This is a genomic window from Paenibacillus sp. EB106-06-01-XG199 (genome assembly GCF_058791575.1).
In genome coordinates, this window is sequence record NZ_JBYTDQ010000020.1 from 151 (window position 1) to 16734 (window position 16584).

General features: G+C 39.6%; 19 protein-coding genes. 5 read left to right on the forward strand and 14 right to left on the reverse strand.

Going from position 1 to position 16584, the window contains the following annotated elements; genetic code table 11:
* The 3 genes from AC3WT9_RS33350 to AC3WT9_RS33360 all read left to right on the forward strand — a co-directional run.
* On the forward strand, positions 1–401 hold a 401-nt coding region (locus AC3WT9_RS33350; protein WP_492408836.1), incomplete at its 5' end, for a hypothetical protein.
* A gap of 76 nt (positions 402–477) precedes the next feature.
* A complete protein-coding gene (locus AC3WT9_RS33355; RefSeq protein WP_341378011.1) occupies positions 478–732 on the forward strand; it encodes a hypothetical protein in 255 nt (84 codons plus the stop codon).
* Between the two features lie 13 nt (positions 733–745).
* Positions 746–2299, forward strand: coding sequence for a S8 family peptidase (locus AC3WT9_RS33360; RefSeq protein WP_341378010.1), 1554 nt, complete (start codon positions 746–748; stop codon positions 2297–2299).
* Between the two features lie 142 nt (positions 2300–2441).
* Here the strand turns inward: AC3WT9_RS33360 and AC3WT9_RS33365 are convergent, their stop codons facing one another.
* The 3 genes from AC3WT9_RS33365 to AC3WT9_RS33375 form a co-directional block, all read right to left on the reverse strand.
* Positions 2442–3323 (reverse strand): RES family NAD+ phosphorylase, encoded by an 882-nt coding sequence (locus AC3WT9_RS33365; RefSeq protein WP_341378008.1) that lies wholly within the window; start codon positions 3321–3323, stop codon positions 2442–2444.
* 352 nt (positions 3324–3675) lie between these two features.
* Positions 3676–4212, reverse strand: coding sequence for a hypothetical protein (locus AC3WT9_RS33370; RefSeq protein WP_341378006.1), 537 nt, complete (start codon positions 4210–4212; stop codon positions 3676–3678).
* A gap of 166 nt (positions 4213–4378) precedes the next feature.
* Positions 4379–5281, reverse strand: coding sequence for a hypothetical protein (locus tag AC3WT9_RS33375; protein ID WP_341378005.1), 903 nt, complete (start codon positions 5279–5281; stop codon positions 4379–4381).
* A gap of 692 nt (positions 5282–5973) precedes the next feature.
* Here AC3WT9_RS33375 and AC3WT9_RS33380 point away from each other — a divergent pair.
* Positions 5974–6744 carry a hypothetical protein gene (locus tag AC3WT9_RS33380; protein ID WP_341378004.1) on the forward strand — a complete coding sequence of 257 codons (771 nt, stop codon included), beginning with the start codon at positions 5974–5976 and terminating at the stop codon, positions 6742–6744.
* A gap of 175 nt (positions 6745–6919) precedes the next feature.
* Here the strand turns inward: AC3WT9_RS33380 and AC3WT9_RS33385 are convergent, their stop codons facing one another.
* Positions 6920–7753, reverse strand: coding sequence for a hypothetical protein (locus tag AC3WT9_RS33385; protein WP_341378003.1), 834 nt, complete (start codon positions 7751–7753; stop codon positions 6920–6922).
* Positions 7754–7932: 179 nt separating this feature from the next.
* Positions 7933–8625, reverse strand: a complete 693-nt coding sequence (locus AC3WT9_RS33390; protein ID WP_492408840.1) for a hypothetical protein — start codon at positions 8623–8625, stop codon at positions 7933–7935.
* Positions 8626–8844: 219 nt separating this feature from the next.
* On the opposite strand from AC3WT9_RS33390, the gene AC3WT9_RS33395 reads away from it, so the two are divergent.
* Positions 8845–9924, forward strand: coding sequence for a beta family protein (locus AC3WT9_RS33395; RefSeq protein WP_341378001.1), 1080 nt, complete (start codon positions 8845–8847; stop codon positions 9922–9924).
* Here the strand turns inward: AC3WT9_RS33395 and AC3WT9_RS33400 are convergent.
* From AC3WT9_RS33400 to AC3WT9_RS33440, 9 genes are all read right to left on the reverse strand, one after another.
* Positions 9893–10471, reverse strand: coding sequence for a sce7726 family protein (locus AC3WT9_RS33400; protein WP_341378000.1), 579 nt, complete (start codon positions 10469–10471; stop codon positions 9893–9895). The two genes, AC3WT9_RS33395 and AC3WT9_RS33400, sit on opposite strands and share 32 nt — an antisense overlap.
* Positions 10472–10697: 226 nt before the next feature.
* Complete coding sequence (locus AC3WT9_RS33405) at positions 10698–10916, reverse strand: hypothetical protein (RefSeq protein ID WP_341377999.1); 219 nt, start codon at positions 10914–10916, stop codon at positions 10698–10700.
* 217 nt (positions 10917–11133) lie between these two features.
* On the reverse strand, positions 11134–11547 hold the full coding sequence (locus AC3WT9_RS33410; RefSeq protein WP_341377998.1) for a prepilin peptidase: 414 nt from the start codon (positions 11545–11547) through the stop codon (positions 11134–11136).
* Positions 11548–11709: 162 nt separating this feature from the next.
* Positions 11710–14100 carry a CARDB domain-containing protein gene (locus AC3WT9_RS33415; RefSeq protein WP_341377997.1) on the reverse strand — a complete coding sequence of 797 codons (2391 nt, stop codon included), beginning with the start codon at positions 14098–14100 and terminating at the stop codon, positions 11710–11712.
* 84 nt (positions 14101–14184) lie between these two features.
* On the reverse strand, positions 14185–15081 hold the full coding sequence (locus tag AC3WT9_RS33420) for a copper amine oxidase N-terminal domain-containing protein (RefSeq protein ID WP_341377995.1): 897 nt from the start codon (positions 15079–15081) through the stop codon (positions 14185–14187).
* Positions 15065–15439, reverse strand: coding sequence for a ribbon-helix-helix protein, CopG family (locus tag AC3WT9_RS33425; protein ID WP_341377994.1), 375 nt, complete (start codon positions 15437–15439; stop codon positions 15065–15067). Before AC3WT9_RS33425 ends, AC3WT9_RS33420 begins: the two co-directional genes overlap by 17 nt.
* 159 nt (positions 15440–15598) lie before the next feature.
* Positions 15599–15913, reverse strand: coding sequence for a type II toxin-antitoxin system PemK/MazF family toxin (locus AC3WT9_RS33430; RefSeq protein ID WP_341377993.1), 315 nt, complete (start codon positions 15911–15913; stop codon positions 15599–15601).
* A 29-nt stretch (positions 15914–15942) separates the two neighbouring features.
* On the reverse strand, positions 15943–16101 hold the full coding sequence (locus AC3WT9_RS33435; protein ID WP_341377992.1) for a hypothetical protein: 159 nt from the start codon (positions 16099–16101) through the stop codon (positions 15943–15945).
* 250 nt (positions 16102–16351) lie between these two features.
* Positions 16352–16540: a hypothetical protein gene (locus AC3WT9_RS33440; protein ID WP_341377991.1), complete on the reverse strand. Its 189-nt coding sequence runs from the start codon at positions 16538–16540 to the stop codon at positions 16352–16354.
* Between the last annotated feature and the right edge of the window lie 44 nt (positions 16541–16584).

Below are 16584 nucleotides of genomic sequence, written 5' to 3' on the forward strand. Positions count from 1 at the left end.
ACTTGATTCCCTTCCAAGCAGTTCCTTCGTTTGCTCCACAAGGGGGTTTGGGTGGCATGATTGGCCAAACCATTGGTGAGAACTTGATTCCCTTCCAAGCAGTTCCTTCGTTTGCTCCACAAGGGGGTTTGGGTGGCATGATTGGCCAAACCATTGGTAAGAACTTGATTCCCTTCCAAGCAGTTCCTTCGTTTGCTCCACAAGGGGCTTTGGGTGGCATGATTGGCAGAACCATTGGTGAGAACTTGATTCCCTTCCAAGCAGTTCCTTTGTTTGCTCCACAAGGGGCTTTGGGTGGCATGATTGGCAGAACCATTGGTGAGAACTTGATTCCTTTTCAAGCATTCTCACCAGTAAATATTTCTGAAACTTTAAATAACTCTTCTATGATGGTTCATTAAGTATTTCTTATTAATTCGGGCATTGCTAATGCTTTAGCAGCAATGCCCGAAACATATCTCTAGAAGGAAGATGTCTGTGGAAAATTCAAACAATAAGAAATGGTTAGTTGCACCTATCAGTAAAAACAATGATATGCAAATTTTATTTTCGCAAGTAATTAATAAACTGGAAGAGGATCCGTCTGTTCAACTAATTAAAGTTATCAGTAAAAAAATCCTTTGTTTTGCTGTTATTAAAACCGACCAAGTTACTGTTGATAACTTAAAAAAGGTTTTTGGTAACCAAGTGGATATTTCGTTAGACGAGTCACTAGATCAATTTCATTTATGAAAGGATAATTAATATGCCAGATTCTGAATCAAAAACATTTGAAGTTACTCTCAACTCAAAAGAAAACTATATGATAGCACCAAACTCTTCAAACACAGCTCAATTCTACACGCCAATGAGTGCATCAACAATGAATCGAATGCTTTCTGACATGGGATTGGACATAGTAAAAAGCGTAAAGAGAAAACAAGGTTCATTAAAGACGCTTGGAGTCAATACTGAAGTCGCAACTGACATAGTGGTAGCTAAAATAGACCCTGAACGCGCAGAGCTCTTAAAAGAGACTTTGCCTCAAAATTTATCGATCACTAAAGATGAAGTTTTAACTTACGGAAGTGTTGCAGTAGAACATGGCTTTAAGGGACTGTCTTTTACAGCTTCCTCAAAAATAATTACTACTACTGTACAATTTAAAATTATTGGTATTGACGATCAACCTATATCAAAGGTAATGGTACAATTAGTGGGCGATGCATATCCATCACAAAATATTACAGATGAGAACGGAATGGTTTCGCTCGAATTTGTGAGTCTGGAGAAAAACCCATCGGCAAGATTATTAGTGGTTACTCCTACTAATGATTATTGGGATATATATAATAAAAATCCTGAAATATCTTTTTCTTCAATTAATACCATCAAGTTAAAACCACTTTTTGAAAAGAACGAAGATTTTAAGGTGGGTTGGGGACAACAGTTGATTGGTCTAAGTAATATTCCCAAAGACATGACTGGTGCGGGAATTAAAGTCGCAATAATAGATAGTGGGTGCGATAATCAACATAAACTCCTAAAACATATTAATTTAGGGATGGATTTTACAAGTGACGATGCTTCTAAATGGAATCAAGATGAAATTGGTCATGGTACACATTGTGCTGGGGTAATTGCTGCTCGTAATGTAGAAGGTTCAAATGGTTTTGCTCCCGAAGCAGAAGTTCATATTCTAAAAATTTTTCCTGGAGGTAGCTACAGTAGCTTAATTGAGGCTTTAGATTACTGCGTCGAACATAAAATCGATGTAGTCAATATGAGTTTAGGAGCTGATACAGTAAACGCAACTGTAGAAGAGGCATTAAATATTGCTGCACAAAATGGGATAGCCTGCATAGTAGCAGCAGGCAATTCCGGGAATTCAGTAAGATATCCCGCAAGTTCCCCATATGCTTTCGCAGTAGCAGCTATTGGAAATATCGCAAACATACAAAAAAACACTTGGGACTCCACTATAGGAGATGTTAACCTACAAACCTCTACTGGAATGTTTTGGCCTAAGTTTTCTTGTTATGGCCCTGAAATTTCAGTATGCGCACCCGGAGTGGCGATCATTTCCACAGTACCGGGAGGAGGGTATAAAGCCGAATCTGGTACTTCTATGGCGGCTCCTCATATTACTGGGATTGCTACATTATTACTTGCACACCACCCTCTATTTAAGATGCAGTTTCAAGAGCGTAACATTCAACGAGTTACTGCATTGTTTGAATTAATACGCTCACTTTGTGTACCTTCACCCTTCGATGCAACTCGAACTGGAGCTGGTATACCAGTTTTTAAGAACACTTGACTGTTATTCACTCTCTCGATTTAAAAATCGTACGCCATCACCAGACTACAAACGTATAGTCTGGTTTTTCTATCTCCCTTCGATTACTATCATTGTACTCAGTCTTTCTAACTTTCCGTACAGCCTGTTTATCGACATAAATTCACAATACACTTAAGGGTTGTTGAGGGATTATGTGGTTTTTATTCAAGGATATGAATTCTGTATCATTGGTAAAGGGATAAGGATGTTTTCCTGAACGCAAAGAAATACCCCGCCAGTGAAGGCAGGGTGCGGTGCTTCCGTTGCTTAATATTTTATCGTCACTGAAAGAACGTGTAAATAAAGATTTATACGGTTCATATTTATTCATAAATAGGATCTTTTGCCAAAAATTCATATTGCTCTCATCGAATAAAACAATATTATATCCTCCTGCATTAACTGAACTTTTATATTTCACACCATCTAATTTCAATTGATCCTTAATATAAAGAGCAATTACTTGCGTAGGAAGATATTCTACAATGGTTTTATTTAATTCCACTGGTTTAGAAAAGTTGTTATTTATAATCCTACGAAAACTATGCACTTTATCTTCCTCTTCGATTCCATGAGTGAGATCTATTATTCTTAGTTCTCTATTAGGAGAACATTTAGCAATAGTTGTTGGCGTCCCTGCTTTTTGATGAACTTCTCTTAATGCTGTACCAATGGAATCAGCTACATATAAAAATGGCAAGCCTACTGGATTAATCCTTCCTGCTCCTGCTAAATAGGCAGGCGGAGCCTTTATTTCTCTTACATTCTTAAATGTTCGCCCCTCTTCCCATTTGCGACCTCTAAAAAAATCTTGATTAACGCTAATTGTAATTGATGGTAAATGTGAAATAAAAGTACTTAAAACGTCTTTAATCACGCTCTCAAATTTCCTCCAATGATACTGGGCAAAATCATCAGTTGAAACAGTAATGGTGGATGCAAGCTCAGAAGCATCTACGTTTTCATCATCATTATCCTTTATAGTCCATTTACCAAATTCCAAAACATCTCCTCCCTAGTATAAAAAAGATGCTACACTATCTAAAACTTTACAAATAAGCTATATATTACTGGTAAGTAATTTTTTCCGGTAATCAAAATACCCGACGGGGAATGAGCAGGGGTTTATTTTATATATGCTCTAAATTCAAATCGTTCCCGGACAAAGTATTCACCGGCTATCTTAATAGAGTCTGGAGCGTATCCCTCAACTATGCCGCCATAATCCATCAAGTGACCAATTGGATCCGGACCTTCTCGGTACAAGACGAACACCTTTGATTGTGACAACGCGGCTGTTAGAAAATCAGTATCACTTTCCAGAACTTTATATGTGGTGCTCAGCTCATTCACTCCTAAATATTCTTATCTGGGAAGAAAAGTTTTAATCTATTGTAATGAGGAGAGTCGCTACAGAAACACTTTTTAAAAGTTTCTTCAAACTCGTCATACCAAATACAAAGATCAATTTCTGTTTTCATTTTCTTGATCCTGCCCTCCGATACGTTTTTTAGAAAAGGCCAGCGCTCCCCCTTCTCTGTTTCCAATACACCTTCGTACGTGATCTTAAAGTCTTGAATATCTGTCCCCGTTCGTCTACTATAAATGGCCAGAATATTGGGCTGATTATGAGCTGGATTTACAGCTAAAAACTGTTTTGATGACCCATAGATACAATCTGAAACAATGTTGTATGTATTATCATGCTGTATGTCGTCCTGTCTTTCATCCTCATTTATTTCTTTAACTTCACAATACATTGAAAGGATACCTTCTATAAATATTTTTAAATCGGGGGTTTTACTTAATCTCATTTCCTGTTTAGTATACCTGTAAGGTTCATAATTCAATGCACGAAAATATTCCGCAAACACAGTTTCGGATATGTTCACTGTTCACCTCTTCCCTAGCCAACTCTCCCTCGCCCGTATCGGCGTGTTAAGAAGCTGATATTCCCTTTATTTTACTTAATGCTGGCGTGATCTGTAAACTAAAAAAACCACCAGCCAGAGCCAGTGGGTATAATCTTAAACACAGAGGATTTAGTATTCAAGAACTTTATTTATCCTCGATTAATCTAATTAAATGAAGGGATTCAGGACCAATTTCAATGTTTTTATTATTATCTAATTTAACTAGCATTTTTTCACCATCGTATTGATGTACAATTCCATCCCCTAATCTTTTATGATTTATTCTTATTCCTGCTAACCTCTCTCCTGATCTCATAGCTTCCATCAGTTTAGCATCAAATTCATTATAGACTGGATAATAAATATCTGGTCTCAATTCTTCAAGGTATTGTTTTTCTGTAAAGATAATCCCTTTGGGCTTCGTTTTCGAAAAGGGAGGGTTGTTTAATTGCAATTTCAAATTCTTTATCTCGTCAAGAATTATTGATGTTTCTATACTTACCTCTCGCTTTTCTGGTATTTTTGCCGCCTCAATTCCTAAGAGAGAAATAAGAGAATGTGTGTCATTATCTTTGTGTTTTTCTGTTTCAATGAGAGTAGCCGACAGTTTTGAAATAGCAATTGAGACAGTATCAATCCGCAGTGAATGGTCGTACGGAATGTCTCTTAGATGTGAAGTATCAAAAACCCTGTTTGTCAGTTCATCTTTTAAGAGAACCACTGGTAAATTAAACGCCTGTCTTATCCCGAGCTCATACATAACATTCGGATTACGAGAACTCAAATCACAAATAGCCATATCTGCATTCACAATTTGCTTTAAAATATCTAATATTATTGTATTTGTTTGAATTGAATCGTCTGCTCTCTTTGGTTCAAAACCAGCTTTTTCACATGCTGGTTTAATAATATGTTGGTATACTCTGTCAAAATGCCCGGAATCATAGCCGGGAGTATCTGCAATAGGCATAATTACAAAACAAGTTTTAAGCGGTTCGATTCCTGCATTTTCATCAGAGATCTTTTTAGTTTCATTTTTATTAGACACGCATAATCGCCTCCTACAAAATAAAAACAGCTCTATCAGCCAAGGCTATCAGGGCTATTTGCCATTACTTTCCGACTACACTCTTCGGTGCTTCCGATTTGTGCAACGAAAGAATATCATGTCTGGGACATTCTGTAAACGACAAAATACCCACCAGCCGCAGCCGGTGGGCAATACTCTATTCTTTGGTCAATACAGCCCCGCTTTGTACTTGAGATATGCCTCCTCGACCGCTGCCTGGATCTTCAGGAGCAGCTAAGATCTCCTTGTTTACTAGTTAGAAACGTACGCCAATGCCTGCTGTAACTTGTCTTCGCCTCCCTGATCTTAGAATTCGGTCTGGGCATAAGCAAATCCCTCAGTGGCAATCTTATGCAGCAGTTCCCGCTGTGTCGCCGACAAACGCGCATCAAACAGGAGTCTTCCTTTGCTGCAGCAATGCCACGGCTCGCAATATCACAGTAGACAATACTCCGGTAATAATCAGGACGATTGCCGTTATGTACGGCTGAACTTGATCAATAACAGTTTGCGCAGTGTATCATCAAGCATCATCGGCGCCTCCAAAAAAACAAGAACATTTGTTCTCTCTATAACCATGATAGGGACATCTAGCAATGAAAGGATTAGGATGATTTATATCGAATTATATATTTTAGAGAAAAACAATACAACGAAATGAGGGGATTTTTTTGAATGATACTTCTGGTGAAGAAATTAAACCGACAATAGATGAAGGGGAAAAGCTTGCCGCAGAGGCACTATCTTCAGACTTAGAGATTTATATAAAGGGCATTAATGAATCACTTAACTTAATCTCATTCGCCATTGATTTAGCGCCTAAAAAAAAACTTTTAGATGTTAGAAGTTCCTTAAAAGTAACCATTTCACTATTAATGAAAATGATAAATGATTTGAGAACGATGATTATACTTGCGCCAAGAGGATATTCCGTACAGACCGCAACCATTGCATCATCCCTATACGAGACTGCCTATACACTTACTTACATTGGTGGAAACGATAGTTTAGCAGACGAGTGGATATCACACACTGATGAGAGACATACTCCATTTGCATCAATAAAAAAAATAACAGAAGAAGTAATTTCTCAACTGTTTCCAGAAGATTATGATAGTTTGTTCAAAGGTGAATACCATAAATACACTCAACTTTGCATGGCCAAACATAGCAACCCATTAAACCAAATGCTTCACGTTTATAAATATGAAAGCAATGTGGTCATTGCTGAACCAGGACCAGAAACCAGCGAACACTCCATAAGACTTACATGTTTTTCGCTTGTTAACGGGATTTCTTTCGCTTCACTTGCTTTGGGCTCTTATATTAATCATCATCATCACGACGTAAATTCTGAATTTATAAAACAGTTCAACGAGTTACGCTCATATTATGAAGAGTTACAAAATACATCTTTCTTACGATGGGGAAATACTGAATAAGAAAATTCTTTAAACGAAAATATCCCGCCAGCCGAAGTTGGTGGGATATTTTTTATTGCTTTGTGAGGACGTTGCCTTGAACTTAAGATAAGCAGCTTCAATAGCCGCCCGGATCTCTTCATTCGACACTCAGCCAGGAAGTCTGTATCGCTCTCCAGGACTTTTTATGTAGTGCTTATATAACGTAATCCTCGCCATCTTCCATTGACTCTTCACTTACTTTAGGTACTCTTAAATAATTGATTGTATGCTCAAGTACTTTTTTTCTTTCTATTATTCTAAATTCAGTTGCCTCTTCAGCCGACTCCTTATTGCCTAATAATACATTGTCTTTGTCCGTGGGGTGATAAATATACCATTTCTTGTCGCTGTTCGCCTCAACAATATAAAACCCTTCACTTAAATACTTGTTAAATTTCCGAATAAATTCTTTAAATGTATTACGAGCACTTGATAATAAGAACAAATTAACACCACAATTAATTGCGAAGAAAATAGCCATCATGGTCCAGAACCCTGCAGAAATTTTTTCATCCTCACTAAAATTGCTGGAACTCACTACAGCAGCAAAGAAGCTTGGTAACGCTGTAAATATTGATGATGTATGTACTAATAAAAATATTATAGATATGATAATGTTTAGACCATTAGGAAGATGTTTATCAAGCAGGGATTTCTCCGTGCTAATTATGTATTGAAGTGTCATATATGTAAAAGAAGCTACGATAGTAATACATGTTACAACAATAAAAGAAATATCGAGTGTATACAGAAAAAAGGCGAACAAGATTGCGAAAGTAGAACTAATGATCCATTGCAAAAAGAAATATGCTAATTTTACGGAAGCTCTCCTTTCTTTAGTGAACAATACTTTTTCTAATTTGGTGGAGGTCAGCGCTGTAATCGGCTGCGCCTTTAGCAAAGGTAAAATAATTGTTCCTAATATGGCAACTATACCACCCAATCCAATTATTTTACTATTTATGACTTTTACAATCTGATCCAACAACGTAACATCTCTCCAATCATCGAATCTTATAAATTGGAGTAATTATAATCCATCTGGAACATTATGTATGTGACGATAAGAAAAACTATCCTCCATACAATGAAATCCCCTACTAAAAATAGCAGAGGATTGAGCAATGCAAAAAAAAGTTTCCAGTAAATTAAGTATTTACAGCTATTTTAATTTATTCTCGCAACCGTTTTATGTACAGCTGACATAAATTTGTTTATCCTATTTACAACACTAGTCATATTTTCATATTCGATTTTTAATTTCTCCCCAACTACGAGGCTCGAATTGTGACTATATATCTCCAAAAATTTCGAATCTATCTCACAGTTTTTGTGGGCGATCAGATTTCTTAAAGCATAAATATCTCTAACATCAGATTCATGTACTGAAATTAATCCCAAATCTACATTTAGCGTTTTTAAAACACTGCTAATAGCATCATACATATTTTTATTAGACATTTTTTCAAAGATGCTTCTGTTAATATAGCCTTGTATCAACTTATCTATGTCCCCATCGATCAAGGTGGTTAAAGGAATTGAAATTCCTTTTAGAAAAATTGAAGTATTCTCATTGATTATCAATGAAACAACCTTTTGAATGTATACCTCTAACGTTCCATAAGCTCTTACAATAACATTCTCATATAACTTATTTGTGATTGTCCCATTAGAAATTTGTTCAATTAACTCTTCTACGCTTACTCCATAATTTACGTTAGGTTTAATCTCAACATCGCGAATATCCTCAGCAGTTGAGGTGAAATGTTGATAAATGTATTTAGATGCTTCCGCAAATATTGCTAATTCTTTAATTTCATTCACTGCTTGAGTACTAATCGCATTCAGTTCTATTCTCATATTCCAACTCGCCCCAGTATCTTTTTGTAATTTCAATATAATCGATTTGGAACATTATGTATATGAATTTTGTATCTTCGGTAAGGAGAATTTTCCAGTTTTTTTAATTATGTAATCCCACATATCGCCAAAATAATACTTTTATAGTAAAATAGCCTCATCTGGAAGACCTATAGCCAATACTCCAGCCTACGGAGAAACTTGCGGATGTGAGAAAAAGTGCTCGATAAAAGACATTATGTACCGATTTTAAAGTGGAAACAGGGAGAACAAACTGCACTCAACCTCTTGCCAAAGTTTATAAAAGAATCTATTACCCCGCTTATCGAGTTGCCACCAATTGAGTGGAATTATGAGAAAGAGCAACCAAAAAAAACAATTGATAAGCATTTAAACGGTATAGGAGATTCAATTGATAAACACTGGGGGAAGCAGCAAGCTTTTTTTATTGACCTGTTATACATTAAAGAGAATGATCGGTTACAAAATGGAGAACACCCTCTTCAATTTGTACTAGGTGATCTTCGTCAAAAAAAGGTTGTTGGAATACCAATTACAAGCGTGGAAAGAGATGTCGCATTTCAAACTGAAATTATCGAAGCCAATCGAATCGATAATCTAGGCGTGGGGATTAGAGTGAGGGAGGAAGATTTCGGTGATCTTAAAACGAAAATTGATCATTTACTTGCCATACTTAACATCGCCAAGTGCAGCATTGATTTAATTGTAGATTTTGAATATATTGATCCTAATACCAATATAAGAACAACCTTATTCTTAAAAGAATTTTTAAATAATATCCCTTATTTGAATGATTGGAGAAATATTATTTTTTGTGCCACCTCTTTTCCAAAAGATCTATCGGAAGTTCAAAGAGACTCCATTGAAGTGATACCTCGCTCCGAATGGATCATTTGGAAGGATCTAATAAAAACTGAGAACATTATAAGAAAACCAGTTTTTGGTGACTATACTATTGCCAATCCTTCACCTTTTGAGGCGGATCCCAGAGTTATAAAGATTCCAGCTAGTATTCGTTACACGGGAGACGATCAATTTGTAGTCTTCAAAGGAAAGAATTTACGGAAATTTGGATACGAACAATATTATGATTTAGCTGCTCAATTAGTAGACCATGAAGAATACAAAGGACCAACATTTTCAGCCGGAGATCAGTATGCTTACGTTGTTGCAAGTAAATCAGATAAACCAGGGAGCCCAACTACTTGGAGGAGAGCAGGAACCAATCACCATATTGTTCAAGTGGCTACTGAACTCTCCAACCTTCTCTTGCCTTAAGATGTTTTCTGACTTCATATTTTAAATCATCTAAAGAAAGAGACATCGCAAGTGCTTCCCATAAAACTTTTCTTGGCTTGCTTAAAAGTCCTTTTTGCAAGCCTCTTTGTTTTAAAATAGAAATAGCCTCTTCTCTCCACAGCAGTTGTGCAACAGAAATTGAGTCGATATCTGGATTTTCTAAAGGCGTACGAACTGGGAATAAATAAACAACTCCATCTTCATCCATTTCAGCTCTTGTAATTCCCCACCAACTTGGAACAATATCGATTATTCCATCTATGTATTTTGAAGCAGTTAGAATTGTGATAGTATCAAAAACTTTATTATAAGTTTCACATTGTTTAGGAAGCCTCTCCAATGTGTCACTCTCACTTTTGATCTCGTATCCACTTATAGCACCGTTTACAACAGCCACATCAATCCTCGCATCTCCCTGACAAAGTGAAAGTTCGTTTAAAATTAATGTATTTTCAATTTCATCGGCATGTTCCGCCTGTAAACTTCGATGTAAAGAGGCTCGAATGTCAATATCTCTCGTTTTCATGCCGTCATTCCTTTCGTTAAAATTGAAAAAGCATCGGTCGGTATTGTAGCATAATGAAATTTATTTGTCATTATTAATTGTTCGAAATAAGAATTGAGAAGATAAAATTATCTTATTTGTTTTGGGACAATTTGTAAATACAAACTACCCACCAGCCGAAGCTAGTGGGCATGAACTTTTAATGAAATCTATGCATAAAAAAAGCCACTCCGTTGAGCGACCGTCACTAATGCTTCATTTTGACTAATGCTTCTAAGATGTTTTCTTTTAAATACAAGTGTTTCACAGGTAAAACTACATCCTTAACATCTAACACTTGAACGCCCTGAGTACGTGCCTCTGTTTCTACTGCCTCAACAAATGACATCCTGTTATCTTCAACATTTACTCGGATGTTATGAACATCCCATAGATCGAGAACCAGAGTATTGTTTGTTTGTTCCATAGCAGATAGCCCCTTTCAGCATTTTCTCTCTTGTGTCATAGTGCGTCAGGTTTTGCTATATATAATATTTCACAAAAATCCTCAAGATTCGATACTTTAGAGTTACTGAAATCAATCATTTCTCCCCTGAGTTAGCGTCCATATAGCATCAGCCAGCATAGAAAAAAAGCCCATTAGAAGCTAGGTTGACGGGCTTTTCGATTAGTTTTTGAGTAGGTCACAGGATAACAATAATTAACCCCAGGCTGAGAAACGGTGCCAATGGCACGGAACGCTGAACTGCTAAAGACAGTAACCTTCTTCCCCCCAGGTATAGAAACACAAAAATGCACATCAAAAATACTACTACTACCGCTCGTTCCACCCCGATACCCAATCCAATCAACGTCACCAGTTTCACATCACCGGCTCCCAGAGATGAGGGGCTGATCATAAAGATCAGGAATAATACAATGCCTGGGATTAACCCCCATAAATATTCTGGACTACACAGAGTCCTGAATACAAACAAAAATAAAATAGCAGGATAAGTTAGTTTATTAGAAATCCGCCGCTCCGTTATATCGGTGTAACTGAACCAGCAACAAAGGATGAGTAGACTTGTTGTCAGTAGCATATTTACTATGGCCATCCTTTATACCCCTAGCTCAGGAAACATTAATTGCAAGCCACAGAGAATTATCGCTTCCAATAGCGTGAATAAGTTAGATATCATGATTTCCTCCTTTATCAGAGCCCTCACGGTGCTCATAAGCAAAACCCCACCGCGAACGATGGGGCTAGCTACTTTATTTTAATCCGTCCGTCTCAAATTCTGCACATCATCATACATACTGCCGAAAATTTCTACTTGCTTGGTGATGCAAGTGACCAGGTTATTCATACCGGACGGATCGGTGGAGATCTTGATCCGATAGAATCCATCGGTAGCATTGACCGAGGTCATATACTTTCGGCCATGATAAGTCTTTCCAGAATCGGATGTGATCGTCTGCAGGGGCAACTCCCAGGTAGCTGTGTTACGATTCCCGCTGGTTTTCTCCAGTTTGATTTTGCGTTCCATCTTCCAGTTCGAGTCGTAGAATGTGGCATAGACTTCTGCTGGGCCGTAATACTGTCCTACAATCGGATAGGCCGTCCCTTCCAGACCGGCTGGGACTTTGGTTTCCCAATTCGTGTTATACACGGTCTTCACTTTTAGCTCGATCCCGTAACCGGCCCGAGTAATTTCATTGGCATCCTTCCCTTTCCTGTTCGCATAGGGAATGATCTCCCACGACCCCCGGCTCTCTCTGTCAGATAGTTTGGGATGATTTAAATCTGTAGCTATCCCTTGCTTGGTGTTCACTTCAGCAGTCATCGTCAACTTCTCGTTGTACGATACGGAGGTATTGCTCCAGATGGGATCGTTGTAATCAGTGTAATACTCTGTATAGAACTGAGTGAGTCCATCTGCTCTGGTGTAGCTTGCAGTGTACGATTTAGTGGGATAGCCTGTAATGACCGGATAAGTTACGTTCCAATCAGCTGCTGCTTCGGGCTGGTTGCATTCGCTGCCGTTTCCGGATGCACTGGAGGTCACGGTGCAGCCGGTAGTCGCCACATTATTACTCCGGTCCTGATCAACCTTCTCCTTTTCTGGATCTACAGAAACGGTAAGATTATGTGCTCCTGTTGAATGGCCTGTCCACTGAAAAGGTCCAACGGTCAAGCTCTGGCCAGCGGCAAAGGATTTTCTTGTTTCATAGATTTTGGTCGCATTATCGAAAAAGCGAATGAGCACATTGCTCTGACCATCCGCACTATTATTCTTCACTGCAGCTGTAATACTGCTCTGTCCACCCTTCTGAATCGCCGAAGGGGAAGCCGTGATCGATACCGCGATCAAATCCGCTTCTGGAGCTTTGCGTTCAACGGTCCAATAACCCTGAATAGTATTATTCTGGTACGCTGCAGACGGCGATTCAAGTGCGCGGTCCGGATGATTCGGATTGTTGACGATACCGTCCACTTTGATATAGTACTTGCCCGGAGCTTGTCCAATATCAATTTTGCCCAGCATGTAATTATATTCTTGGCCATTCTTAAGATTTGCTGGTAAGTTCGTGAACATAGAGGGCAATGCAAACTCAGCTGTTAGGGGTCCGCCGATCTGCACTTTCGCCGTCATTGGCATACCCCGGTTGTTTGTGTAATCCGATGTAAATCCGTCTGCACCGTCATAGCGGAACCTCATCCACAACTGCCCGGCCTCGGTCAGCGTCAGCTTCATAGGCACATAGTCCATAGGCTCATCCACGGTAAGCTTAATGGATTGGATCGCTGTCCGTCCATAGCCATCGTCCATGATAATGTCCACGTTTTCCCCAAGCACATCGGCAACTTCCTTGGCGCTAACAGAGATCGATCCCGATTCCTTCTCCTGAGACGCGTTTGCTCGGATATATTTCCCATCGGTCAGACTGACAACACGGCTCAGATCGGGAAAAGCGCCTTTGGGTGCAGCGATCAGGCGGATGTCCCTGTCCGTGTATCCATACCCCGCATATGAAATCGTGAGGTTCTGTCCATTCATGACTTTAAGTTCCGGCCAGGCGCTGACTACATACATCGCCCGGTTCACACCCTCATTCATCTTCTGGGTCTTGTCAAACTTGATACCCATACGCGGAACAATCCCCGAAGTCCGCAGGAAGGGATACCTCGTCTCAAGCATATAATAAAATTCATGTCCCTCTTGGAACAGAGGATCATTGGCGTTCTCGCTGAATCGATCTTTAAAAAAAACTCGCTGTTCAGCCGTGAGGGATTGACCTCCCCATACAGCATCGAACAAGCTTGCCAGTGAGGCTTTGCTTTTATAGACTAGACCGAACCCATTCTCCTTGTTGAAATCCTCGTCAGCAGGCGTTTGCTTGACGCTGAATGCATCATAATTAGGGACTATCCGGGTCTGGCCGTTTGAGAAGGTATACATCCCGGCCCATTGGTGAAGTTTCCAGGGATTTCCCGATACGCTTTTTTCCAAAGCCGGTATATAGCCCTTAAAATGAACACCTTCCTTTCCATAATTCCAATTTACGTACTTACTCAGTAATGGCTGGCTAGAGTCAGCCATTACTGAGGTTGTCAGCATCAGTGAAAAAGCAATGCAAAGCACGACAGACCATGTCTTTTTCTTCATTTACAGTTCTCCTTTCAGATTACGGACAGCAAAAAGAGCCTGCGCATGCAGACTCTCCTTTTCGCCAAACTAAAATTATTCCGCTCAGTTCAATCCCCGTGCTAATGTTTGGGTCTTAGACAATGTTGCTGTTGAATTGTTTGCAGCAATAACAACGATAACATCATTGCTCACATTACCATAGATCTTCCCTAGATCAGTAGTGCCGTTGCTATCCATTTCAATCACGTACCCTTCCTGCTCATCATGGCCAGGATAGACTTGCGCGAGGGAGAGAAAACCGCTACCCTTGCCAATCGCATAAGTGTAGCTCTTGCCAGGCACAAGATCTACGGAAGAACCATCAGCCTCATAATACTGACCATAGGCTTCCTTCGGCAGGGTAAAGGATAGTTTCCCGTTCTCTACCTTCATATTGTTCACAAACAAGGTCTTAGCCAGCTTGGTATAACCCGGCTTCCAGGCAAAATCAGTACTGTACATGTTATTCCCGTTTGCCGTTCCCGGAGTTGGTGATGGACTAGGCGAAGGAGAGACCGTGCCGCCGCTTGTTGTCGTAATGGTCACAAGCTTCGTCTGCTGGTTCCAGTCCACTGCCGCCCCCAGAGCCTCAGAGACAAACCGCAACGGAACATAGGTACGATTCTGCTGTGCTCTTGCTGGTACATCCAGCTTATGAATGACCGTATCCACGGTCACAGTATCACTGTTCACTTTCATTACAATGTTTTTGCTGTCTTGCTTAATAGTCACGATCCGATTACTGTACCCTACAGTAGCTCCCAGCGCCTCACTCACAAAGCGAATCGGGATCATTACCCGGTTGCCTTCATCATATGGCCGGGCATCCGGAAATTTAACGGTTTTACCGTTTACCTGGACCGATACAGCCACTTGAGCCGCACTGCCTACACTGGCCACCATGCCGAGCATGATCACTGCTGTGAGCACACTACTTAACACTTTATGACTCCTTTTCATTCTGATCACTCCCCGTTTTCGAATTCATTCTTGCGGACATACCTTGAATTAATTGCAATAAATCCTGTACGATCCGGTGCATCTCTGCTTCACCATTGCGGAGACCTTGCTCATTGTCTAACAGCCGCTGCCGCCATTCCGGACTCCAGAAATACTCATGCTCGTCCTGATCCAACCGGTGAATTGCCTCACGAATCGCTTCAGACCGGCTGGTCTTGTGCTTCTCGCAATATCGCTCAAGGATTTCTTCTGTCGACTTGTCCAGCCGTGTAGGGATCGACTTACTTTTAGGATTATATGATTTAGGACGACCCGCCTGTTTGATATCCGAGGGGGTAGATGGATTAGATGATTGCAAAAAGATCGCCTCCATTATTTTGTTATACTTTTATAATATGATTAAGTGTAACAAAAGTAAAGAAATATTTTCCAAATCCCTCTCCCCCACTCTTTACCTCCCTCCCCTACTGAAAAAAAGACAAAATAAAAAGCCCCATCTCGGCGCTTGTGAACTTGCTTATTCGTAAAACTTACTCAATACATTTAATAAATCTTCATCGTGCAGCGTTCCCAGATATTTGCCGATTTTATCGTGATGCAAAGGAACAAACTGCGAGCAGCGTGCGACGGAAGGTTGACTAAGCCCGGCCCTTTGCCAATACTTAAGTACTAAATCCTTCGGATCACCAGCCCGCTCAGCATGCGAGGTCACCTTAATGACGATGGATTGATTCTCCCGGGTATCCAGCACAATGCCGGGCCTCAATTTCTCAATCTCTCCATCATCAAAAGGGTACAGAACAAGATATACGTCTCCACGGTTATGATTCATCAGCAGCTAAACTAATACAGTATATTAGCCTATTTCTCTCCTTTATCACGTTTAAATTCTGCTTCTGCCTTTTGAAGGTTCGCTTCAGCAGCTGCCCACAATTCCGGGCGCATTTTATCCACTTTACGATTCGCTTCTTTCAATGGGTTAGGACTTTTCATAATCAAATCGTTCTCCTCCTCATTCATGCAACATACCTCCAATCTTTGTAGAGATTATGAGTATGCTGTTAGATCAAGATTTTATACCTTATTGTCTGCATGTGTAGCTATTATAACACATTGTCTAAGGTGTGAAGCACATGTCTGGCATGATCTCACTCTCCTTCGTATTCATTTCTCACAAGACAAGCATATCCCAATTTTTCAATCCAAACGTATTAAAAAAGTATGGATTTTAGACATCATACATAGATGGATAATCTAAGTCGTCTAAATATTATGTTTTGATTTGTTCAACTCCAAGCTCTTTCGCAACTCTAAGTACCATTTCTTCTGAATCGCGTGAGTAATACACCACATGTACTTCCTTTCCAATTATATTTCCAGCTACCCTCTGGCAAAATTTCGTTAACGTTTGCAGGTCGCTATGAGTGAATCGACCATAAGCAAATGCTGCTTTCTGCATATCCATTCCTCCTCATACAAAGATAATAAAAAAAGCCGTCCGGT